The following is a 20,669-nucleotide window of genomic DNA, read 5'->3' as shown; positions in this document are numbered from 1 at the left end:
GAGCAGTTCTTGGTTGAGCATAGACACCAAAACCACGGAACTGCTCGCTTCTTAAACTGGCCTAACTAGACAGTGCCCTCTTTCTCGATTTAGCATCTCACTGGGGCAGTAAAAACAGAAACCCGTCGTGCACCGTTTCAGACTATTTTAAACCCGATATATCGGGACGGCGTGGCCTGTGAAACCGGAACGTGCTTCCCAGAAATCACTGTCGAGGCGAAACTCGATCTAACTGTTCAGTGAGCAATATGTTGATATCTTGTGGGTTGGAAACGTTTTCGAACATGAGGTTGTTCGTCTCGACGCCGGCCGTGTGAATCGTCACCGTACCATAGTCGAGTACACGTTCGAGCGTCGATTGTGAGAAGGTGGTATTCCGTACCCTGTCGAGCCGTATCTGTGTCACGTCCTGCGAGAAAACGCCGTGTTTGTGATACACCTCCTCCGTAGTGAGGACGAACCACTCGCTTCGCCATCGGAAAAACGGCGGGGCCGCAACGGCGAGTCCGACTGGAACGAGGAGAAGTCCGACCCAACTGAACCCACCGAAAACGCCGCTTCCGGCGATTCCCGCACCGACCAAGATGAGAACAGCGGCGAGAACGACCGGTGGGAGGACCTGATAGACGCTTTTGTGACCGGACCACAGTACCTCCTCGTCGGGCGTCAGGTGGAGCCACGGCATATCGGAATCTCTTGCCATCCTATAGCACAACGAGGACGCGAAATACCTTTAGGTTTTGGCGCAAGCGGAGAAAATCGAACCTGAAACCGCGGTGAGAACGAGTCGACTACTCTTCGCCCGTCGATGGGGGTCGTGTCCCGCGGCGACGAATGGCACCGAAGAGCGCGAGGAGAACGAAGAGGATACCCTCGATTCGCGCGGCGGTGACGACCCACGGCTTCGGTTCGAACTCCTCGTTGCCTTCGTAACTAGCCCGAGTTGCAACGTCGATGAGACGTCGGGGAAACAGGGCTTCGATGATGCCGAAGATGGCGACTACGAGTCGGAGCATAGCGGTGAAACGATGTGGAATCACATATTTCTACTCGCTCATCGGGGTCGCTCAGCAGTACGATTTTGCCGTTCGGCCCCGTTCGATAGCGAGTGGGAGAGAATAGCACAGTCCGGGTCGCACTGGGGCAGTCGAACTACACCGTCGGGGACATCGAAGGGAACGAGCGGAAGATCACGGCCGGGGTTCGCCGGGCACGCGAGGAGAACGCCGACCTGGTGGTGTTCTCGGAACTCGCGCTCGTCGGCTACCCACCACAGGACCTCGTGAAACGAGACGCGTTCGTGGACTCCCAACTCGATGCACTCGGCCGAATCGCAGCGGAGACGGAAGGGATCACCGCTCTGGTCGGATTCGTGGCGCGAACCCGTGAGGAGTACGGGAAGAAAGTACAAAACGCGGTTGCAGTCTGTCGAGACGGGGAAATCGTCGGGCGAACGGAAAAACGACTTCTCCCGACCTACGACGTGTTCGACGAGGACCGCTTTTTCGAGGCCGCGGAGAACCAACCGGTCCACCCGCTGCCCGACGAAACCGAACTGGGGGTGAGCGTCTGTGAAGACGCGTGGAACGAACCCGACGTGTGGGAGCGCCCGGAGTACCACGAAGACCCCATCGAGGACCTCGTCGACGCGGGGGCGAGCCTCCTCGTGAACAGTTCCGCGAGTCCGTTCTACGGCGGGAAAGGTGAATTCCGCGAGCGACTGTTCGGCGCACATGCGAGAGACCACGGTAAGTGGCTCGTGTTCGTGAACCAAATCGGAGCGAACGACGAGCTGATATTCGACGGTCGGTCGTTCGTCGTCGCGCCCGACGGGACCGTCGCGTGTCGCCTTGCCGCCTTCGAGGAGGATTTCGCCGTCTACGATGTACTGCTCGATTCCGAGTCGCCCGCGACGGTGAATGTCGCCGGTGAACCCCCGATTGGACCGGCGGAGATCCGGTCCGCACTCGTCCTCGGTATCCGGGATTACGTCCACAAAACCGGGTTCGAAGAGGTCGTCGTCGGCCTGTCCGGCGGTATCGATTCCTCGCTTACGGCCGCGTTAGCCGTCGATGCGCTCGGCCCGGAAAGCGTCCTCGGCGTCTCCATGCCGACTCGATACACCAGCGACGCGAGCGAAACCGACGCCCGAGAACTCGCCGACAACCTCGGTATCGACCTCATCGACATCCCGATAGAGGAACCGTTCGAAGCCTTCGAGAGCGGGTTGACTCCGATTCTCGACGAAGCGCCGGGCGTCACGGAGGAGAACGTACAGGCCCGAATCAGGGCGACGACCCTGATGGCCATCGCCAACGAACAGGGGCGTTTGCTCCTCGCAACGAGCAACCGAAGCGAACTCGCGGTGGGCTATACGACCCTCTACGGGGATATGTGCGGGGCGCTCGCGCCCATCGCTGACTGTCCGAAAACGTTCGTCTACGACCTCGCACGGTATCTGAACGAGCGCGGGAAAACCATCCCCGAGCGCGTCATCGAGAAACCGCCCACCGCGGAACTCCGGGCGGACCAAACCGACGAGGACGACTTGCCGCCGTACGAGATACTCGATTCGATTCTCGCGGGATACGTGGACGAAGGATTGAGCGCCGACGAAATAGTCGAGTCGGGTCACGACCGAGGAACGGTCGAGCGCGTGCTGTCGATGCTCCACCGCGCCGAATACAAGCGCTTTCAGGCCGCACCTGTACTGAAAGTCTCGCCGAAGGCGTTCGGTGTTGGATGGCGATATCCACTCGCGGCGAGGTACAGAGACATACTGTCGCGATGAGCGTGCTACGTCGTCCCGTTTCACTTTCGCTGAACGTGAGAAAATTATTTTTGTACTCCAGTGTTGTAAATAAAGTTCGGTGAGGACGTCGCTTCGCCGCGTTCGTCCTTTGTATCGAGGAACGATCCATGAAAATCGCTATCGAAACGACGGGGACGCCCCCGTCAGACGATTCGAGAGACGAATCGCCCGCCGAATCGACGACGCGGTGGCGTCGGGTCGGCGAGTTGCTGAAGGTGTGGGGGAATGCTATCGAAGTGTGGCTGAAAGTCCTCGGGATACTGTTCGTAGGGGTGGCGACGCTGCTGAAATCGGTCCCGCTCCACTGACCGCAAAACGGGGTAGAACTCTCCGCGTTACTCCTCGTCTCGGAATCGGGACACAGTACCCGAAATGAACTGTGCGGCCGTCAACCCGAACACCAGCCCGACGAGGCCGAGACAACCCCACAGAACTAACGTCGAAGGGAGGTTTCCGATCGTTGCGGGGGGCTGGATACCATCCTCATCCCCGGATTGCTGGCCCTTCTCGTCGTTCCCGTTCGAACCGTCGGCGGCGGCACCGACGTTCGACCCCGTATCGCCCCGTTTCTGCAACTGACCGAGGTCAAGCCGTGCGGTCGCCGTGACGTGTTCGTCCAGCCACGGCGCCAACGACCGTCCAGCGACCTCGGCGACGATTTCCGTGAAATCGGTGTAGCTGACGCTTTCGTTCCGCCGATTCATCCGGTCGAACACGTCCATCAGACCCCGTTTCCCGTCCGTCGCCTGCCGTATCTTGTCGTCGAGCGCCCACAGGGTAAGCGCCCCACGGTAGTACGGCACCTCACGATTCGACCACGTATCCGACTTCGAGAGCACCGATTTCCGGTACTCCTTGGAGGAGAGCGTGCTGACGACGGCGGATTTCGACGTTCGCCCCTGTTGCATCGCCAACTCGGACGCGAAGTAGGCGGCGCTCGCCTCCCGGAACCATCCCATCCGGTCGCCGAGTTCGAACGACTGGCGCGTGTGAACGTACTCGTGCAACCAGAGGTTCTGTGGGTCGTCGAGTCGAGCGTCCTCGTGGACCCAGAGTTCGTCGTATTGCGGCGAGGCGTATCCGCCGCGCCAAATCGGGTCGGGAAGCACGAACAGGAGAACGTCGTCCGGGGACCGTCCCGGAAGCCGTTTGCTCGCCGAACCGAGTGCATCGAACACGTCTCCCTGCGATTCTTCGGGGGACGCGTCCGCCGCGACGATCATCCGGAATTTCTGCCCATCGATGTTGCGGACGTGTTCGTCGTATTTTCCGACGTAGGTGAAGGCCGTACCGAGAACACCGGCGTCGGCGAACGAAACGCTTCTGTCTGGATAGTCGTCCTGAAACGGATGAAAGTACTGCCAGTTGTCGTCCCCGTCCGCCTGCCACGCGACCGATACCCGCGGTGTGGGTGCCAGCGTCCACTCGTCGGTCGCCGTGAACTCCCGACCGCTCCCGGAATCCACGCTCGTAGTTATCGTCATCGACGGCGATTCGGTGTCCCTGTCCCACCGAAGGGCGTGATTTCCGTTCTTCGTCCGGTCGGTTACGAACCCCTCGGAGGACACCACGTTTCCGGTGTAATTGATGAGCCAGAACTGGCGTGCGCTCTCCGGCGTCTCGAAGTCGAGATGATACCGAACGACGCCGTGGTCCGCCGGTCGGCGTTCGACGGAAACCGAGACGCCCGGGGGGTCACCCGACGACTGTGCCGTCGCTGGCGGAGCGAACGTGCCCGAAACGAGCGACAGCACGAGTAGCAGTGCGACTGTTCTCCCGGACGCCAAACCCACGGACCCCATCGACTGTGGCGTCGGGGGGATGGCGTTTTGTTATACGTCGCCTGAAGCGAAACAGGGGCCATCAAACCAGAATAGCCGCGTTACAGGGTATGCGAGTCGAAGGGAACGGTTACATCACCACTCCGCGACACCGCCGTCGTCGTGTCGCCAAATCGGGTTGTGCCAGTCGTCGTGTCCGGCCCGCTCACGGAGAACCTCTTCGTCCGGTTCGACGCCCAGACCCGGACCGTCGGGAAGCGAGACGTACCCCTCCTCGTAGTCGAAGACGCTCGGGTCGGCCAGATAATCGAGGACGTCGCCGCCCTCGTTGTAGTGGATGTCGAGGCTCTGCTCCTGAATCAGCGCGTTCGGCGAGCAGGCATCGACCTGCAAACACGACGCCAGCGCGACCGGTCCCAGCGGGCAGTGGGGTGCGAGCGCCACGTCGTAGGCTTCGGCCATCGATGCGATTTTGTGGACCTCGGTGATTCCGCCCGCATGCGAGAGGTCCGGTTGAATCACGTCCACCGCGCCCGATTCGAACACCTCCTTGAAATCCCAGCGCGAGTACATTCGCTCCCCCGTCGCGATCGGAATCGAGGTGTGGGACGCGAGATGCGGCAGGAACTCGTTCTGCTCGGGAAGCACCGGTTCCTCGATGAAAAACGGGTCGTTCGGTTCGAGGGCGTCCGCGAGTCGTTTCACCATCGACTTCGCCACGCGGCCGTGGAAATCGATGCCGATGTCCACGTCGGGACCGACCGCCTCGCGGACGGCCGCTAGTCGTTCGCCAACGGATTCGACCGCCGCAGGTGTGTCGATTCGGCGGAATTCCGACGTGGCGTTCATCTTCAGCGCGGTGAATCCGGCATCGACCTTCTCGCGGGCGGCGTCCGCGACGCCTTCGGGACGGTCGCCGCCGACCCACTGATAGACTCGAACCCGGTCGCGGACGCGACCCCCGAGCAGTTCGTACACCGGCGCGTCGAACGACTTCCCCCGGATGTCCCACAGCGCCTGATCGATTCCGGCGATGGCGCTCATCAGGATGGGACCGCCGCGGTAGAACCCGCCGCGGTAAAGACGCTGCCAGTGGTCTTCGACCCGCATCGGGTCCTCGCCGAGCAGGAAGTCGTCCATGAGTTCTTCTACCGCGCCGCGAACGGTCTTCACGCGGCCCTCGACGACCGGTTCGCCCCACCCGACGAGGCCGTCGCTCGTCTCGATTCGGAGGAACAACCACCGCGGCGGCACGGCGAACAACTCGTAGTCGGTAATTCGCATGCGAGGCTGTTGTCGCGGGCGGAAGTAGTGATTTGGGTCACGGCATGTGCTGAAGAGAAAGGATGGCCCACGAAACCCGAAACGACACGAAATCTTGCGAAATCGAGAGATAGCCAAACGTAAATCGCTCGCCTTCGATACCCGAAGCATGGACGAACTCGAGAGCCTCAAAGGCTTTTACGACCGCTACCCCGAGGAGTGGGCGGCGTGGCGCGAAATCGTGGACACCGTCGAGGAGACGGCCCGCGAGTTCGGCTTCCGAGAAATCGACGCCCCGAGCGTCGAACCGACCGACCTCTTCCGGGTGAAATCGGGCGACGAAATCGTCGAACAGACGTACAGTTTCGAGGACAAGGGCGGACGCGAGGTCACGCTCATCCCCGAACAAACGCCGACCCGTTCGCGGTTGGTCCAGCAGCGCAAGGACCTCGGAACGCCGATGAAGTGGTTCGACACGTCGAAACGCTGGCGCTACGAGGCGGTCCAGAAGGGCCGCGACCGCGAGTTCTTCCAGACGGACATCGACATCTTCGGCGTCGAATCGGTCGAAGCGGACGCCGAAATCATCGCCTGTGCGGCCACCATCTACGAGAAACTCGGCGTCGCCGACTCGGTGGAGTTCAGGCTGAACGACCGACAACTGCTCGACGCGCTCCTCAAAGCGATGGACGTGAAGGGGAGCAAGGACGTGATGCGCGTCATCGACAAGAAGGAGAAACTCAGCCGCGAGGAGTTCCTCGACAACCTCGAACTCGAAGGCCTCGACCGCGCAACGGCCGAGGAGATAGACGAACTCACCGCCATCAGCGGCGAAATGGAGAGCGCGCTGGTCGAACTCTCGGACAAAGCCCCCGAGGGCGACGCGGCGGACGAAGCCATCGAACGGATGCACGACCTCTACGACGTGCTGTCGGCATACGGCGTCGAGTCGATGTGTACCTTCGACCTCTCCATCGTGCGCGGGATGGACTACTACACCGGCCTCGTCTTCGAGGCGTTCTCGACCGAGAGCAACCTTCGTGCGCTGTTCGGTGGCGGGCGCTACGACCATCTCATCGAACAGTTCGGAAGTCGTGAGGTTCCGGCCATCGGCTTCGCGTTCGGCTACTCCACGACGATGCAGTTGCTCAAGGAGTTGGGCGAGTGGCCCGACGAGGCGCTTTCGACCGACGCCTACGTGCTGACGATTTCGGACTCGGTGAGCGAAATCGGACTGGAGTACGCGAAAGGCCTGCGTCGTGCGGGGCTGACGGTCGAAACCGACCTCACGGGACGAAGCGTCGGCGAGCAGTTCGGCTATGCGGACCGCATCAACGCGGAGTACACCGTCGTCGTCGGCGAGCGCGACCTGAACGAGGGCGTCGTGACCGTCCAGAACATGGATTCGGGCGAGGAAGAACAGGTTCCAAAGGACGACGTCGTCGACGAAGTTCTCGATAGATTGTAGAACTCACCGATCACCGATTTCCTTCCATTCTCGTCGCCGCGTTCTCTATCAACTACGGGTTTTACCGCCGAATTCGGCTTCGGGCAGTGAGACAGGTGAATTCGAACGCAACGAACAGCCAGATACCATCAGATTATATCACTGGAGAATAACCGTGAACCATGGCGTTCAGCGACCGACTGCTCGCGACTGGAGACCAACTGTGGGAGGAACAGAAAGCACACCCGTTCGTCGTCGAATTGGCCGACGGGACGCTCGACCCCGCCGCGTTCCGTCACTGGGTCGAACAGGATTACCGGTACCTCCTCGACTACGCCCGGGTGTTCGCACTCGCCGGATGCAAAGCGCGTGACGAGGAAACCATGACCCACGCGTTCGGCGTCGCCCATCGAATTCTCTCCGACGAAATGGACCTCCACCGGTCGTTCGCCGCCGAGTACGGAATCTCCCGGGCGGAACTCGAATCGGTGGAGAAAGCACCGACCTGCGTCGCCTACACGAACTATCTCCTCCGGACGGCCTACGAAGGGACGCTCGCCGAACTCGCGGCGGCCGTCTATCCGTGCGGTCAGGGATACCTCGACATCGCGGAGCACATGGCGACCATCGCGGACGGCGACCACCGCTACACGCCGTTCATCGAGAAGTACACGAGCGACGAGTTTCGGGACGCCGTCGCGTGGATGCGGACCTTCGTGGACCAGCAAGCCGAGGCCACGCCTGGCCTTCACGAGGCAATGGAGGAAGCCTTCGTGACGAGTACGCGTCTCGAAACGGCATTTTGGGGGATGGCGTACGAACGCGAGACGTGGTCCGACATGCGGTAGGAAGCCACGAAACCGTCGAAATGGGGGATGGGGGGAAGCCGGAAATCACAACAAAGCTAGCAAAACAAGCACAGCTGTAAAAATCGTCCAAACTGTCAAAACAAGCCAAACCGTCAAAACTGACAATTGGGGATAGGCTCGGGCGTTTACTTTCACTCAGGAGTTGCCGGGAAATACGTCGGGGAACGTCGCCTGTGGTGGGGCGAGCGGTGAGAACCGTCCGACGATTACTTTCACCGAGCATAAGGCTCGATATTTAGAACGAAATCGTCGTACGGGCGGATATGAGAGCACACGACATCGACGGGCCGATTTCGAAGTGGCGCTACACCTGTCCGAACGGCCACACCAGTTGGGAACCGACGAACAGCCACTTCTGGTGTCACCAGTGTAGCCGAGTGCCCGAAACGAACGCCGAATTCTGGAAGCTTCGGGACAGAAAAACCGGCGAACTGCTCTCCCGTGAGAAGGTGAGTATCCATGGCTAAAGCCCACCGAGGGGACGCCGACCGACACGGCGTATGGAACCACGACACTGGTCGAAACCGGTGTTGTCGCAACCCGGAGTGTAGAAACGAACACGTCGACCCCACGTTCGCACGAACGATGGGGGCCGACAATGGGAACATGTTCGCCTGCCCCGAGTGTGCGCCGTGGGCGGCACTCAAGCGAGGGGCAGCGGCGGACCCAACTATCGACCATCGTGTCGAGAAAGACCGGTGATAAAACCTGTACTGGGTGGTCCTGTCATCTCACGCAATCCCGGTTTTGTTTCGAGCATGGCGGGTTGTTTCCCTTCCGCCGTTATTCGAAATCGATACCGGAGATTTCGAACCGTGAACCGCCGGTACTCGCGTCCGAAACGTCGATCTTCCAGCCGTGGGCTTCCACGATTTGCTCGACGATAGACAGTCCCAAGCCGGTGCCGTTGTCCGTCGTATAGCCGCTCTGGAACACTAACTCGCGCTCGTCGGACGAAATGCCGGGACCGTCGTCCACGATACAGACGCCGTCCGAACTGCGTTTGACGTGAACGGTGACGCCCTGGCCGACGTGTTCGACCGCGTTTCGGAACAGGTTCTCGAACACCTGACTGAGCCTGTCGATGTCCGCCGAAATCTCCCCTTCGACGTTCTCCAACACCAACGTCGCCTCGGGTGGCGCGGCCCGCGACCACGCGTCCTCTACGACGTCGTGAAATTCCGTGACTTCCTTCTCCGAGAGCACGTCGGGTTTCCGTGCGAGGTCGAGCATCTCGTTTATCATTCGTTCCATTCGGTCGAGGGCACCGGTGACCTCCTCGAACGCGTCCTCCGAGTTTTCGGCCTGCGCGACCCGTAGATACCCCTGTGCGATGCCGAGCGGATTTCGAAGTTCGTGTGCGAGCATGCTGGCGAACTCGTCGAGACGTTCGTTTTGGCGTTGAAGCTCCTGTTTTCGGCGCTTGTGTTCCGTCACGTCCCGAATGATGCCGATGACTTCGGGGTTCTCCTCGTCGAAGCGCATCTGCGTGGTGTTGATTTCGGCGTATCGAGTCTCGCCGTCCAGCGTCATATACGTCACCGAGTACGGGGAGGTGTCCTCTCGCTTCGGCTCACGCATATCGGTGATGAGTTTATCGAGCGAGTCGTTCGGGAACACGTCGATGCTTTCTAGACGCTCGCCGAGCATGGCCGAGCGGGTGAACCCAGAAACGTCACAGAAGGCGTCGTTTACCGCCTGAATTCGGCCATCACCGTCGAGGACGAACACGGGGTCCGGGGCGGTCTGAAACAGGGTTCGAAACCGTCGTTCGCTCTGTTCTTTCTCCCGCTCGATTTCGACGGAAAGGCGTCGTCGTTCGAGAAGGCCGTCCAAACGTGCCTGTAAAACCGCCTTCTCGATGGGCGTCGTGATGGCCTCGTCTACGCCCTGCCACACCTCGGGGGTTCGTGCGGGGGGAGTAGTCGATGTGACGAGGAGATACGGGAGGAACGTGGGAAGGGACATCTCCTTTTTCGCTTCGAGGTCGTTGCGATATCGGGCGAAGGACGCCTCATCGACGATACACAAATCGAAGGACGTATCGATGCCGTCCGTGGGGAAAACGACGTCGTACTCCGACGTGAGCCAATCAGCTAACAGCCGACGGTTGCGACGGTGGTCGATGAGCAGGAGGATACTTCCCCTCGAAACGGATTCTCGATGGAATGAAGTCCTGTTTTCGCTCATGAACGTCGTTTCCAACTGCGGTCGGTCGAACGGACTCCACGGGACGTGGACGGGACCGCAAAACAGATGGGGGAAATCGTTCGGAAACGTGCTGTAGCGGCCAGTATCATAGATATCCGTTCGGAATGGTCGTATGAGTTCGATTCATCGTTCTATCGAGTGTCGGGAACGCCGAGTGGAGAAGCGCTCAGTCTTCCGATTCTGGCGCGTCCCGTCGTGCCGCGGATTCCATCAGCTTCGATCCGGAGTCGTTGCGATTGTGGAACTCCGCTCGAAGGTCGTCATCGTTCAACTCCATGGTAGTGGACGAAAGCTCGTTCCTGATCGATGCCAGTCGGTCCTCGAGAGCACCGTACTCCTCGTTTTCGGACAGTTCCGCCGACTCCTTACGCTCGTCGAGAGTCGCCTTTTTCGACGAAAGAGCGAGCAACTCCTGTACTTGTGAGTCGTACTTCGAACGCGTTTCGAGCGAGGAGACGATTTCGCGGAGCTGATTGGGGTCGGAAACTGGTTTACAGATGTAGGCGTCGAATCCGAGTTCGAGGATATCGAAATCGGGTTCGACCGCGGTCACCATCGCAACTCGGCAATCAAAGTCCCGATCGCGGATTTCGTCAAGAACTTCCTGACCCGAACAGTCGGGCATTCGACGGTCGAGGAGGACGATATCGACGTCTTCGTCGATAGTCTCCAGCGCTTCCGTTCCGTTGTACGCTTTTCGAACGTCGTAGGAGTCTTCGAGCCACCGTGCATGTAAGTCGGTAATCGCGTGTTCGTCATCAACGATGAGAATAGTTGGCTCGTCAGACATTGGTTGTGTTGAGGTTCACTGCCGTTACTATATCAAATTTAAGGGCGCGGTTTACACATCGGCAGTGTTTTCGGATATAATCCATGAACTACACTCACTCGTCTTGCAATCAATAAACCGGTGGACCCCATTTTTATAAAAGCTTTTCGAAAATGGCGTCAAAGTCGACAGCAAGCGACGGAATGGACCACCGATAGCTACAATATACCCGGAACCATGCGTCGGCTAGAGAGATGAGCGTTCTGACCGAATTTACCGTACCTGCGGACGAATTTATTCTCTACGAGACACTGAAAGAGATCTCGGAGACGTATGTCGAAATAGAACGCGTCGTCGCGAACAGCGAATACGTAACTCCGTATTTTTGGGCGAGTACTGACTCGTTCGAGCAGTTCGAGCAGGCACTGGGCGAGGATAAAACGGTGAAGTCGATAACGCTGCTCGAAGATCATGACAGCGAACGGTTCTACCGCGTCTCGTGGTTCCAGCGTACTGGGACGATCGGTCACGCCGTCTCACAGCTGAAAGCCAGTATTTTAGAAGCGACCAGTGACGGGAACAAATGGAATCTCAAACTGCTGTTCCCCAGTGAATCATCACTGACGAAATTTCACGATTATTGTTCTGACTACGGAATTTCATTTCGTCTGACTCGTTTGTACGAATCTCGGCATCCGAACGCGTTTGGAAAGTATGAAATGACACCCAAACAACGTGAAGCACTGATGGTAGCGCTCGATTTGGGCTATTTCAATATTCCCCGTGGAGCAACATTGGAACACGTTGCCCGGGAACTGGATATATCGCCGAACGCACTCTCAACACGACTACGGCGTGGCCATGCGAATCTCATCACGAACACGTTACAACACGAGGGGTAATGCCTGCATTTGCAAGCCGATACTTTTTGACAACCGGGTAGCTAATAAGGGATGGTAATAGTCACACATTGGCTTTAGGGTCGGCTGCTGTTTGGCTTACAACAAATACGGCGTTGTCGACAACGACTCGTAGATATGAACGACGATAAATGGGAACGAGGGAACGGAGAGGGCGTGTGGAGACCTCCATGCATATCCAACTATCGTAGGCGAGATGGCAGTATGCACGTCGAAACAGTTCTCATTCGCGGCTGGACAATAGCAAAAACTCATTTGAAAACATCGAAGCGATTGGATATTCAACAATCGAAGATACAAACGTATAGTAGGGGATAGTATAGGAGAACAATACATTGATACCGAGTTCCAGTGTATTTACTATGCAAAATAGTTTCGTGAATGTGAAGTTAATAAAATGTATCGAAAAAGGGTATAAATGAACGTTCGCAAGATAGAAGAAGACCTCCAAGGAGCGTCAAACGTTCTTGTCCTCGCCCCCCTGACCCCCGATGGAAACCGGGCACATATGGAGCTTGTCGCTTCGACACGGCCTGAAAATATCAGCCTTGCTTCGGTCACCTACACGCAACCGCCCGGACAGTGGCTCGATGACTGGCAACGGAGCGTCGGAAGACAACCACGCGAAATACGTTTTATCCACGCAAGTGGGATGGCGCAGTCGGAAACGTACGACGAGCAGACACCCGACACCGTGACGACGGAGGTCGTCAACCCGACCGACCCGATGGAAATCATCGTTCCGCTCAGTAACCGGTTGAAGGAGTGGACGGACAGCGAAACACAACCGGTCGTATCGGTCCAAACGTTGACCGTCCTGCTCGAATACGTCGATTTCGATACCGCCTTTCGCTATCTCCACATACTTACACACCGAATACAAGCGGCGGGGGCAGTCGGCTATTTCCAGATGGACCCCGACATTCACGACCCGGAGACCACGAACACGCTGAAAACGCTGTTCGACGTCGTCGTCGAGATTTCTGACGGCGGTGCCGAGTGGAGAACAACACCTGCGTACGCGCCGAACAGCGAAACGATGGAATCGGCGGAACCCGTCGATACCACCAAACCAGCAAAAGAACCGACCGAAGGACCGCTTTCGTCCATCCGCACCGTTCTGTCCGGACTGTTCGACCGAAACAAGCCGGAAGAAGAAACGACGGAAACGACGGCCGAAACCACCGACGAGACAGGATATCAACAAGAGGAACGAGAGCCGGAATCCGAACGTCCACCGGTCGGGAACCTCGCGGACGAAGAGATGCTAACCGACGAGGAACGTATCCGATCACTCCTCATCCAATACGGCGGGCGGATGAAACAGGCGGATATCACGACCGAGACGTCGTGGTCCAAATCAACGGTAAGCAGAAAACTCTCGAAGATGGAGGAGAACGAGGATATAACGCGGGTTCAAATAGGACGCGGAAACCTCGTATTCCTCAACGGGTCCGAGCCGGAAGCGTCGAAATCACCGTTCGAGGCCTAATCCTGTTCGACAGCGAGCGTACTCACGATAAGTTGGCGAGTGGCACATTGTAGCTGTTGTGAAACTGCCGACATGGAGATGTAGCGTTTTTCGGCGAGTTCTCCCTGTGAGATACCACATGGAATGTTGTAATACTCTGACTGATAGGCAATGAGAACCGTATCGCGTTGTCGACCGGTCAACCGTGTATTTCGTCCACTTCCTCTCGGGCTATCATCATACAGTTGTCTCACGCAAAACGTCGCTTTGTGTTTTAGACATAACTGACGAGTTTAATGACATTTGCATGGGAAAATAGAGACACGAGTGACCTCCATCCGTTGGTTCCACTCTTCATGTAATCAAGTGCCAATGTATCTTCAAGTGGAATTGCACACGAGGGAGTTGGAGTCATGAGCGCTAACGTCCCTCATGGCCGGATATTGTTACCCCTGCCTCCGTGCTGGGCATATCTTCTCTATGATTGGCTCCCTCATTACTATAAAGGCGTTAACCAAGTGAACAATTGTAACCCATAACGTATAGAAATAATTCAGATAGAGGTGATAGAGAGGAACCATACTCAATTGTTTCAACAGAGACTACGTGTGCTAGTATGGAATACTTGACGGGGAATAAACGGGAGTCACTAGCTTAACAAGACTTCCAAGAAAGGAATGCAAGAAAACCCAACTCATCATTAGAGGGGCTAAAACGCGATTTTCTAGCCAGTAGATCATAATTCAAATACAAAGATCGCATCTTCTATAAATAATTTCTTACTATTTAATATTTGAATTTCCATATTTTATATGTGTACTAGCCAATGTGGTAATCTATTGCAACTGTTCGCAACAAACCGGGAGAACTTTATTGGTTTATTATCTAACCTGCCAATAATTCATCCGTCATGAGCGCTACAGGATTTCACCCCGGCGATAGAGGAACACATACCGATCCAGATACGACTGACGAACCTAGTTGTCGAAGGATAAAATATTCCATCTCCTTCAGACACCACGACGGCGCTACGTCCTCCAGTATCTCAAAGAACGCGAAGGGACTGTGGAGATGCGTGATATCGCAGAGCAAGTCGCGGCGTGGGAAAACGAAACGAGCGTGCAAGCGCTTACGTCCGATGAACGCCAGCGCGTGTACATTCCGCTGTATCAATCCCACCTCCCAAAGCTCGATGAAGAGGGTATCATCGAATACAATCAAAGTCGTGGGACGGTCAAAAGGACAAAGCTTGCTGATCAACTCAACCGATATCTTACCATCGACGAAGTTGAAACCGGTGACGTAGTCGAAACGGAACAAGAACTACCGTGGGGAACCTACTACCTTGGCACGTCAGTGTTTAGTACTATCCTTCTCGCAGGTTCGATTTTCGGTATATCCGTACTTGGGACACTGCCACCTGTTGCTATCGGAGGGGTCATCGTTGTCATGTTTTCGTTCATAACGCTGGCGCAGGTTATAGCCAAAGAGAAACACAAACCGTAAACGAGATATAGACGACGATACGCCGAACCGGCGTAAGATCTACCAGCCAGCATGTGACGTCAACTGTTCTTCTTTCGATGTCATTGCGTCGATGAGCCCATCGAGAAGTACAAAAATAGCTTCCTCATGGGCGGCTTTTGATCGATGTATAGATGTTGGATTAACTCCGAGTCGCTCGTACTCCGAACAGTCAGTGGAACAACCACTTTCCATTTCATAGTGGCTCTGTACCTCCACGAGGAGCCCGTGAATCTGAATCAACTCTTGTTTCTTCATATCATCGTCATCTGATGACCCAGCGCATATATTATCTTGGGCCAATTCTAACAGATTATCCGTGAATGATGGTGTATAAACAAAGTAGTGATGAAAAGGATTTGTGGCTAGAAGAGAATTGTCAGATTTTATCGGCCATGTTTATTCCGTTTTTCATCGGACAAAGGTGCATTATCATGCACTTAACTAATACCCTGGAGACATAACATCGAGTCGAACATGTACGATCTGACTGGCTTCCAGCGAGACCTGTTGTACGTCATCAACGGGTTGACCGAACCACACGGACTCGCGATCAAAGAAGAACTCGAAGACTACTACGAAAAGGACATTCATCATGGACGACTCTACCCAAACCTCGATACGTTGGTAGACAAAGGGCTAGTCGAGAAGGGACAGGTAGACCGACGGACGAACTACTACACGCTCACCCGACGTGGGCAACGAGAGATCGAAGCACGTCGTGAGTGGGAATCCCAATACGTAGGCGACAAAGAAAGCGCCGAAGTCGCAAACTAACAACACTCGTTTTTCCATATTGCAGGCTCGTGTAGTTACGACACTGAAGTACTCGTGCGTAGCTCCAGGGGGGGGCTTGCTTTTCATACTCTACCGACAGCTATTGATTTGAAATAAGGATATGTACTATGCTGACAAACTACGCTATCTTAACTTGAGTGAATGTGATCAGATGGTGTGCATCTATGAATTGCATTCCAGTATCGCACAGCGAAATGGTTATTGAAGCTAGCGGGACTCTAGTTTGAGACGGAACTCATACAAAAACGGAGTGACCAACCAAAACGACCAACGCGTGGTAGGCATGCTACTGGCCACGGTGAGAACGGGAACGAGCGTCAGAAAGACAAACAGAACCGCGGCTCTAATGAAGACAAATGACGTGAGAGATGAGACACCGAGGAATTACGTTCTCCATGTTCGGCCATCGTCGACCGATTCGATATTGAAATTCCGACCGTGAGATTTCGTTCCAGCTATGATACGGCAGGGGTCTTTTCGTCGATTCCATGGGTTATCCAGTACTCGATGAGATTCTGTTAGTCGAGTTCCGGAAGTGGGACTGGTCAGATGAAATATATTCTTTTGACGCCTTTCCGAGGTGAACGCCTGAATCGTCATGTCGTTTCTCCTCGCTGTGACTTGCTCTGCGAGGCCACGCATTTCAACTGGTTCGTGCTTGTTGTATGCGGAATTTCGTGCTCATGACAACCAAAACAGAGGGAGATAATAAACGGGTAGTGAACCAAAAATCGTTTCAAACAGTTTCATACGACGAGAAAGAGTGAAACATCATGCGATATTGCTCCAAGTTTATGGAAAGGAGAGTATTGAGATGAACGAAATCAATCTAGCAAATGTAATATAATTTTGGATACTATATCTAAAGGGCCACGAGCGAACCCTCGAAGTCCTCGTTTCCACAGCACAAACAACGATGTCGAACCATGCGCTCGTCGCATGCTACCAGAAAAAGCCAGATATAACGAGATGGTCTCGTCCCGTGCCCGGCGACCCAAGTTAGCTGATCCCGGTACAAAATTGACCACCTTCAACAGCACGACTAACGACAACGATTGAGGTCGAAGTTGCGCTCCACGAGCTAGTGACGAACGGACAAGACAACGGAATTCCTTTTGATCGCTTAAGATGCTGGCCCTGACAGCGATGATACCATGGTGGCAATCTCACAATTGGCAAAGCCCGATAATACCTGAATTATTCTCGATCATAGTACAGAAAGTAGATATTTCTCGAGGAACTCGACGCAGTCTATGGGTTTTCAGAATAGAGACATTCATTTGAGATGAAAGTCTCCAATGAGGGACCATCCGGGGATTTAAATGTTCGCATTGAGTATAGAAGGTTGATGAAACGGTCCACTCGCCAACGGGAGCGCGGCGCGGAGCAAACCGAAACCGAGGAGGAGGAAGGGGTCACGGGATGTCCCGAGTGCGGGTCGAAAAACCTCGTTAACAGTGCGGACCAGTCCGAACTCGTCTGTGACGACTGTGGGCTGGTCGTCGAAGAAGACCACGTCGACCGCGGGCCAGAGTGGCGCGCGTTCAACCATAGCGAACGACAGAGCAAGTCGCGCGTCGGTGCGCCTACCACGCAGACGATGCACGACAAGGGGCTAACCACGACCATCGACTGGAAGAACCAGGACGCATACGGTAGGTCGCTCTCGTCGGAAAAGCGAAGCCAGATGCACCGTCTGCGCAAGTGGCAAGAGCGCATTCGGACGAAAGACGCGGGCGAGCGCAACCTACAGTTCGCGCTCTCCGAAATTGACCGAATGGCATCCGCACTGGGTGTCCCACGGTCGGTACGCGAAGTCGCGTCGGTCATTTACCGTCGCGCACTGGCCGAGGACCTGATCCGTGGACGCTCTATCGAAGGCGTTGCAACGAGCACGCTGTATGCCGCCTGTCGGCAGGAGGGTATCCCACGAAGCCTCGAAGAAGTAGCCGAGGTATCGCGGGTGGATCAGAAGGAGATCGGTCGAACATATCGATACATCTCCCAAGAACTTGGTCTCGAAATGAAACCGGTCGACCCGAAGCAGTACGTTCCTCGGTTCTGTTCCGATCTCGGCGTTAGTGAAGAAGTACAGTCTAAAGCGAACGAGATCATCGATACGACAGCAGAACAGGGACTCCTCTCGGGGAAATCGCCGACTGGCTACGCCGCTGCCGCGATTTACGCCGCCTCGTTGTTGTGCAACGAAAAGAAGACTCAACGTGAAGTCGCTGACGTCGCGCAAGTGACGGAAGTCACCATCCGAAACCGATACCAAGAGCAGATCGAAGCACTCGGTATTCACTAGTCGCTGAAGAACTCACACACTCACCTGAATTTTTACACACGGCAATATCTTCGACCAGTCGCAGGACCGATTGTCACCGTCGGATTCAAGAGATCTGACGATCACAGATGCATCGAATGATAGAGATTCAATAATTACATTCTGTTGATTATTTTCCCCACACTTTTCCGATGGATACTTGCTAACCCGCGAAAGAGTACCTAGTAAGAGTTTCGTAGGGAATTCACTAAAGTAGCCGGAGTTCCAAACAAGACATTGGACATCGCCAACCTTTTCAATAAAAATATTGTTATTAGATAATTTTTATAATAGATATCATAAATATTGTTCCGAGTAGGAAGGTTTATATCTACTGTCAATCAATATCACACGATACTACCATGTCAGAGGCAGAATCTGTTAGTAGTGTCGAGACTGCACGCGATCTCACCGCATTCCAACAAAACGTCTTGTTGGTTCTCGCGGAGGAGTCCCGATACGGACTCGCGATCAAGCGCGAACTCGAGGACTACTACGACAAGGAAGTAAACCACGGCCGCTTGTACCCCAACCTCGACACGCTCATCGAGCGTGGTCTGGTAGAGAAGAGTGAGTTGGACAAGCGAACAAACGAATATGCCGTCACCGACGACGGAATCACCGTCCTACTTGACTCATTCGAATGGCGCTTCCGGAAGTTTGTCACCGACGATGAGCGTGAAGCCGAGATTCGGGCCCTACTCGAACAGTAGGGAACCGCTCAGCGATCGAGGATCATTTTATTGAACGAAACGATACAGAGTGGCGACTACCGACCGATTCACTCGAAGCGGCGCACGCGTTCTCGAAGCGACTCGCCGTCCATACCGTCAAGCGCTTCGAGTCCGGCCTGAACGACTAGTGGATAGAAGTGGCGGTTCTTCTCCAGTTCGGCGCTGACCGCCCGCTCGTACGCGAGATTGAGTTCTTTGTACCGAAAGTTCAGTTCCGACCGCTGCTCCTCGGGGAGATACATGTAGGTTCCGACGCGGGTCGCTTTCACGCTCTCAGGTTCGTTTGCGGCGCTGGTATTATCGGATGAATCGGAGTCAATCTCCGACGGTTCTGACCCGCTATCCATTTCATTCCCGGCCGAAGCGTCGGCTCGTTCGGCAGATTCGGACGCCTCGGTCTGTTTCCCACGCTCTGCACGACGACGACGGAGACGGTCGGCACGACTCTCGTCACTCATGCAGATACCTCCATCAAACCGAACTGCCGTTCGAGATCCTCGGCGACGGTGAGGAACACGGCAGCCATGTCACACTCTTCTTCAAATTCGAAAATTGAACATCCAGCAGAGAACGCACGCTGGAGCGTTACCCGTTTTCTGACTTCCCAAACTGGGATACCCGTGAACACCTCGTCGAACCATGTTAGCATGGAATCTGCTTCGTTAGTTGCCTCAACGCGGTTGGCAACGAGTCCAAGGTCACGAATCTGAGTGTCGTACTCCGCTTCGAGAACCTCCATTTGGTCAAAGAGTATTTCCAACGCGCGCTTGCTTGTCGATTCGGCGAGCGCGGGGATTAGGACGTTTTCCGCGGCGAGCAGAGCGTTGTCCGTGAGATTACCGAGATATGGTGGGCAGTCGATGATGATGACGTCGTAGTCGGTATCGAGCGAATCGATGACCTGTATTAGACGTTCGCGTCCGCGCATCGCCATCGTGAGTTCTGGTTCGACACTGGTCATGTCAATATTGCTCGGGAGGACATCCATCTCTTCGTGAGGGACGATAAGTGAACCTACCCCCTCGCGTGCTTCGTGGTCCGTCAGTGCATCGAACAAGGTGGGCGGTTGTGCTTCGTACTCCGCTTCCAGCCCGAGGCCTTCCGTGGCGTTCCCCTGTGGATCAAGATCGACGAACAGCACGTCATGTCCTCGGTGGTGTAACGCTCCCGCGACGTTGATCGCCACCGTGGTCTTGCCGACTCCACCCTTCTGGTTCGAGACGGCGATTTTGGCTGTATCGGACATACAAAGTCGAAAAACCATCCAAACCACATAAAAGCGCGTCAGACGTTTGCAGATGAGCCGTGACAGCCTCCGAAACGCTGGTTGTCGACTATATCAAAACTATCTCGGATAGCAAAACGAGTTTTGCTAGCCAAATTCGGTGCCAAGGCTTGAGCTTCTATGCGAACTTCGTGTTGGGTTTTGATAGCACACCTAGTTTTGTTTGTTTTGAGAAGTTGCATAGTTTTTCAAGTTTGGACAGTTTGTACAGTTGTGATAGTTATTCCGGATTGTATGGGTTGGATAGTTTTGATGGTGTGGCAGATCAACCCCTCCTTTCAGGTAAAGGAATCTGGCTCTAGTGGCAGGATAGCAGTTCTATCGATCTTAGACCGGGCGTTCCCGCTGTGTAACCCCAATGATAAGCGTTCCAACAGCGAGAACTATAGTAGACATTAGAAGTAGTTGCTCACTGTTGGAAGAGATAGCTGGTCGAGAGCGGTATCAATCGCCGTGGTT

22 protein-coding genes are annotated in these 20,669 nt (G+C 55.4%); 12 read left to right on the top strand and 10 right to left on the bottom strand.

Annotation, left to right across the window (positions count from 1 at the left end; genetic code table 11):
* Nucleotides 1-205 precede the first annotated feature (205 nt).
* Entirely contained in the window at nucleotides 206-703 is a 498-nt protein-coding gene (locus AC1XDK_RS29965) for a PH domain-containing protein (protein WP_483353687.1), read from the bottom strand.
* 88 nt (nucleotides 704-791) lie between these two features.
* On the bottom strand, nucleotides 792-1,016 hold the full coding sequence (locus tag AC1XDK_RS29960) for a DUF6199 family natural product biosynthesis protein (protein WP_483353686.1): 225 nt from the start codon (nucleotides 1,014-1,016) through the stop codon (nucleotides 792-794).
* Between the two features lie 92 nt (nucleotides 1,017-1,108).
* On the opposite strand from AC1XDK_RS29960, the gene AC1XDK_RS29955 reads away from it, so the two are divergent.
* Nucleotides 1,109-2,791: an NAD+ synthase gene (locus AC1XDK_RS29955; RefSeq protein ID WP_483353685.1), complete on the top strand. Its 1,683-nt coding sequence runs from the start codon at nucleotides 1,109-1,111 to the stop codon at nucleotides 2,789-2,791.
* Nucleotides 2,792-2,919: 128 nt separating this feature from the next.
* Entirely contained in the window at nucleotides 2,920-3,120 is a 201-nt protein-coding gene (locus AC1XDK_RS29950; RefSeq protein WP_483353684.1) for a hypothetical protein, read from the top strand.
* Nucleotides 3,121-3,147: 27 nt separating this feature from the next.
* Here the strand turns inward: AC1XDK_RS29950 and AC1XDK_RS29945 are convergent, their stop codons facing one another.
* Nucleotides 3,148-4,614 (bottom strand): glycyl aminopeptidase, encoded by a 1,467-nt coding sequence (locus AC1XDK_RS29945; RefSeq protein ID WP_483353683.1) that lies wholly within the window; start codon nucleotides 4,612-4,614, stop codon nucleotides 3,148-3,150.
* 114 nt (nucleotides 4,615-4,728) lie between these two features.
* A complete protein-coding gene (gene dgoD / locus AC1XDK_RS29940; RefSeq protein WP_483353682.1) occupies nucleotides 4,729-5,877 on the bottom strand; it encodes a galactonate dehydratase in 1,149 nt (382 codons plus the stop codon).
* 148 nt (nucleotides 5,878-6,025) lie between these two features.
* Here dgoD and hisS point away from each other — a divergent pair, with 148 nt between their 5' ends.
* The 4 genes from hisS to AC1XDK_RS29920 all read left to right on the top strand — a co-directional run bounded on the left by hisS (nucleotide 6,026) and on the right by AC1XDK_RS29920 (nucleotide 8,874).
* Nucleotides 6,026-7,324 carry a histidine--tRNA ligase gene (hisS, locus tag AC1XDK_RS29935; protein ID WP_483353681.1) on the top strand — a complete coding sequence of 433 codons (1,299 nt, stop codon included), beginning with the start codon at nucleotides 6,026-6,028 and terminating at the stop codon, nucleotides 7,322-7,324.
* A gap of 161 nt (nucleotides 7,325-7,485) precedes the next feature.
* Nucleotides 7,486-8,151 (top strand): thiaminase II, encoded by a 666-nt coding sequence (gene tenA, locus AC1XDK_RS29930; protein ID WP_483353680.1) that lies wholly within the window; start codon nucleotides 7,486-7,488, stop codon nucleotides 8,149-8,151.
* Nucleotides 8,152-8,435: 284 nt separating this feature from the next.
* Nucleotides 8,436-8,639, top strand: coding sequence for a hypothetical protein (locus tag AC1XDK_RS29925; protein WP_483353679.1), 204 nt, complete (start codon nucleotides 8,436-8,438; stop codon nucleotides 8,637-8,639).
* Complete coding sequence (locus tag AC1XDK_RS29920) at nucleotides 8,632-8,874, top strand: DUF7563 family protein (protein WP_483353678.1); 243 nt, start codon at nucleotides 8,632-8,634, stop codon at nucleotides 8,872-8,874. Before AC1XDK_RS29925 ends, AC1XDK_RS29920 begins: the two co-directional genes overlap by 8 nt.
* A gap of 81 nt (nucleotides 8,875-8,955) precedes the next feature.
* Here the strand turns inward: AC1XDK_RS29920 and AC1XDK_RS29915 are convergent, their stop codons facing one another.
* Entirely contained in the window at nucleotides 8,956-10,362 is a 1,407-nt protein-coding gene (locus tag AC1XDK_RS29915; protein ID WP_483353677.1) for a sensor histidine kinase, read from the bottom strand.
* Between the two features lie 187 nt (nucleotides 10,363-10,549).
* Nucleotides 10,550-11,173, bottom strand: a complete 624-nt coding sequence (locus AC1XDK_RS29910) for a response regulator (protein WP_483353676.1) — start codon at nucleotides 11,171-11,173, stop codon at nucleotides 10,550-10,552.
* A gap of 233 nt (nucleotides 11,174-11,406) precedes the next feature.
* Between AC1XDK_RS29910 and AC1XDK_RS29905 the strand changes: the two genes are divergently transcribed.
* Together AC1XDK_RS29905 and AC1XDK_RS29900 are read left to right on the top strand one after the other, a co-directional pair.
* Entirely contained in the window at nucleotides 11,407-12,054 is a 648-nt protein-coding gene (locus AC1XDK_RS29905) for a helix-turn-helix domain-containing protein (RefSeq protein ID WP_483353675.1), read from the top strand.
* A 436-nt stretch (nucleotides 12,055-12,490) separates the two neighbouring features.
* Nucleotides 12,491-13,564, top strand: a complete 1,074-nt coding sequence (locus AC1XDK_RS29900; protein ID WP_483353674.1) for a helix-turn-helix transcriptional regulator — start codon at nucleotides 12,491-12,493, stop codon at nucleotides 13,562-13,564.
* On the opposite strand, the gene AC1XDK_RS29895 is transcribed toward AC1XDK_RS29900, so the two are convergent.
* Complete coding sequence (locus AC1XDK_RS29895) at nucleotides 13,561-13,797, bottom strand: helix-turn-helix domain-containing protein (protein WP_483353673.1); 237 nt, start codon at nucleotides 13,795-13,797, stop codon at nucleotides 13,561-13,563. The two genes, AC1XDK_RS29900 and AC1XDK_RS29895, sit on opposite strands and share 4 nt — an antisense overlap.
* A gap of 727 nt (nucleotides 13,798-14,524) precedes the next feature.
* Between AC1XDK_RS29895 and AC1XDK_RS29890 the strand changes: the two genes are divergently transcribed.
* On the top strand, nucleotides 14,525-15,049 hold the full coding sequence (locus AC1XDK_RS29890) for a DUF7344 domain-containing protein (RefSeq protein ID WP_483353672.1): 525 nt from the start codon (nucleotides 14,525-14,527) through the stop codon (nucleotides 15,047-15,049).
* 39 nt (nucleotides 15,050-15,088) lie between these two features.
* Here the strand turns inward: AC1XDK_RS29890 and AC1XDK_RS29885 are convergent, their stop codons facing one another.
* On the bottom strand, nucleotides 15,089-15,325 hold the full coding sequence (locus AC1XDK_RS29885; RefSeq protein ID WP_483353671.1) for a UPF0058 family protein: 237 nt from the start codon (nucleotides 15,323-15,325) through the stop codon (nucleotides 15,089-15,091).
* Nucleotides 15,326-15,544: 219 nt separating this feature from the next.
* Between AC1XDK_RS29885 and AC1XDK_RS29880 the strand changes: the two genes are divergently transcribed.
* The 3 genes from AC1XDK_RS29880 to AC1XDK_RS29870 all read left to right on the top strand — a co-directional run bounded on the left by AC1XDK_RS29880 (nucleotide 15,545) and on the right by AC1XDK_RS29870 (nucleotide 18,904).
* Nucleotides 15,545-15,844 carry a PadR family transcriptional regulator gene (locus tag AC1XDK_RS29880; protein WP_483353670.1) on the top strand — a complete coding sequence of 100 codons (300 nt, stop codon included), beginning with the start codon at nucleotides 15,545-15,547 and terminating at the stop codon, nucleotides 15,842-15,844.
* A gap of 1,369 nt (nucleotides 15,845-17,213) precedes the next feature.
* On the top strand, nucleotides 17,214-18,173 hold the full coding sequence (locus tag AC1XDK_RS29875) for a transcription initiation factor IIB (RefSeq protein WP_483353669.1): 960 nt from the start codon (nucleotides 17,214-17,216) through the stop codon (nucleotides 18,171-18,173).
* A gap of 380 nt (nucleotides 18,174-18,553) precedes the next feature.
* Nucleotides 18,554-18,904 (top strand): PadR family transcriptional regulator, encoded by a 351-nt coding sequence (locus AC1XDK_RS29870; protein ID WP_483353668.1) that lies wholly within the window; start codon nucleotides 18,554-18,556, stop codon nucleotides 18,902-18,904.
* A 68-nt stretch (nucleotides 18,905-18,972) separates the two neighbouring features.
* Here the strand turns inward: AC1XDK_RS29870 and AC1XDK_RS29865 are convergent, their stop codons facing one another.
* Complete coding sequence (locus AC1XDK_RS29865) at nucleotides 18,973-19,383, bottom strand: DUF8160 family protein (RefSeq protein ID WP_483353667.1); 411 nt, start codon at nucleotides 19,381-19,383, stop codon at nucleotides 18,973-18,975.
* Nucleotides 19,380-20,171 carry a ParA family protein gene (locus AC1XDK_RS29860; RefSeq protein WP_483353666.1) on the bottom strand — a complete coding sequence of 264 codons (792 nt, stop codon included), beginning with the start codon at nucleotides 20,169-20,171 and terminating at the stop codon, nucleotides 19,380-19,382. The genes AC1XDK_RS29865 and AC1XDK_RS29860 overlap by 4 nt, the downstream gene beginning before the upstream one ends.
* Nucleotides 20,172-20,669 lie beyond the last annotated feature (498 nt).

The sequence above is a fragment of the Haladaptatus sp. HS23 genome, from assembly GCF_056892285.1.
This window is presented reverse-complemented; position numbering and strand designations above follow the sequence as displayed.

Excerpts from the sequence above, each read along its gene's own strand:
- dgoD (WP_483353682.1), bottom strand. The coding sequence starts at position 5,877 with ATGCGAATTACCGACTACGAGTTGTTCGCCGTGCCGCCGCGGTGGTTG.
- AC1XDK_RS29875 (WP_483353669.1), top strand. The coding sequence starts at position 17,214 with ATGAAACGGTCCACTCGCCAACGGGAGCGCGGCGCGGAGCAAACCGAA.
- AC1XDK_RS29920 (WP_483353678.1), top strand. The coding sequence starts at position 8,632 with ATGGCTAAAGCCCACCGAGGGGACGCCGACCGACACGGCGTATGGAAC.
- AC1XDK_RS29965 (WP_483353687.1), bottom strand. The coding sequence starts at position 703 with ATGGCAAGAGATTCCGATATGCCGTGGCTCCACCTGACGCCCGACGAG.
- AC1XDK_RS29950 (WP_483353684.1), top strand. The coding sequence starts at position 2,920 with ATGAAAATCGCTATCGAAACGACGGGGACGCCCCCGTCAGACGATTCG.
- AC1XDK_RS29905 (WP_483353675.1), top strand. The coding sequence starts at position 11,407 with ATGAGCGTTCTGACCGAATTTACCGTACCTGCGGACGAATTTATTCTC.
- AC1XDK_RS29880 (WP_483353670.1), top strand. The coding sequence starts at position 15,545 with ATGTACGATCTGACTGGCTTCCAGCGAGACCTGTTGTACGTCATCAAC.
- tenA (WP_483353680.1), top strand. The coding sequence starts at position 7,486 with ATGGCGTTCAGCGACCGACTGCTCGCGACTGGAGACCAACTGTGGGAG.
- AC1XDK_RS29885 (WP_483353671.1), bottom strand. The coding sequence starts at position 15,325 with ATGAAGAAACAAGAGTTGATTCAGATTCACGGGCTCCTCGTGGAGGTA.
- AC1XDK_RS29925 (WP_483353679.1), top strand. The coding sequence starts at position 8,436 with ATGAGAGCACACGACATCGACGGGCCGATTTCGAAGTGGCGCTACACC.
- AC1XDK_RS29960 (WP_483353686.1), bottom strand. The coding sequence starts at position 1,016 with ATGCTCCGACTCGTAGTCGCCATCTTCGGCATCATCGAAGCCCTGTTT.
- AC1XDK_RS29860 (WP_483353666.1), bottom strand. The coding sequence starts at position 20,171 with ATGTCCGATACAGCCAAAATCGCCGTCTCGAACCAGAAGGGTGGAGTC.
- AC1XDK_RS29915 (WP_483353677.1), bottom strand. The coding sequence starts at position 10,362 with ATGAGCGAAAACAGGACTTCATTCCATCGAGAATCCGTTTCGAGGGGA.
- AC1XDK_RS29910 (WP_483353676.1), bottom strand. The coding sequence starts at position 11,173 with ATGTCTGACGAGCCAACTATTCTCATCGTTGATGACGAACACGCGATT.
- AC1XDK_RS29900 (WP_483353674.1), top strand. The coding sequence starts at position 12,491 with ATGAACGTTCGCAAGATAGAAGAAGACCTCCAAGGAGCGTCAAACGTT.
- AC1XDK_RS29945 (WP_483353683.1), bottom strand. The coding sequence starts at position 4,614 with ATGGGGTCCGTGGGTTTGGCGTCCGGGAGAACAGTCGCACTGCTACTC.
- hisS (WP_483353681.1), top strand. The coding sequence starts at position 6,026 with ATGGACGAACTCGAGAGCCTCAAAGGCTTTTACGACCGCTACCCCGAG.
- AC1XDK_RS29865 (WP_483353667.1), bottom strand. The coding sequence starts at position 19,383 with ATGAGTGACGAGAGTCGTGCCGACCGTCTCCGTCGTCGTCGTGCAGAG.
- AC1XDK_RS29870 (WP_483353668.1), top strand. The coding sequence starts at position 18,554 with ATGTCAGAGGCAGAATCTGTTAGTAGTGTCGAGACTGCACGCGATCTC.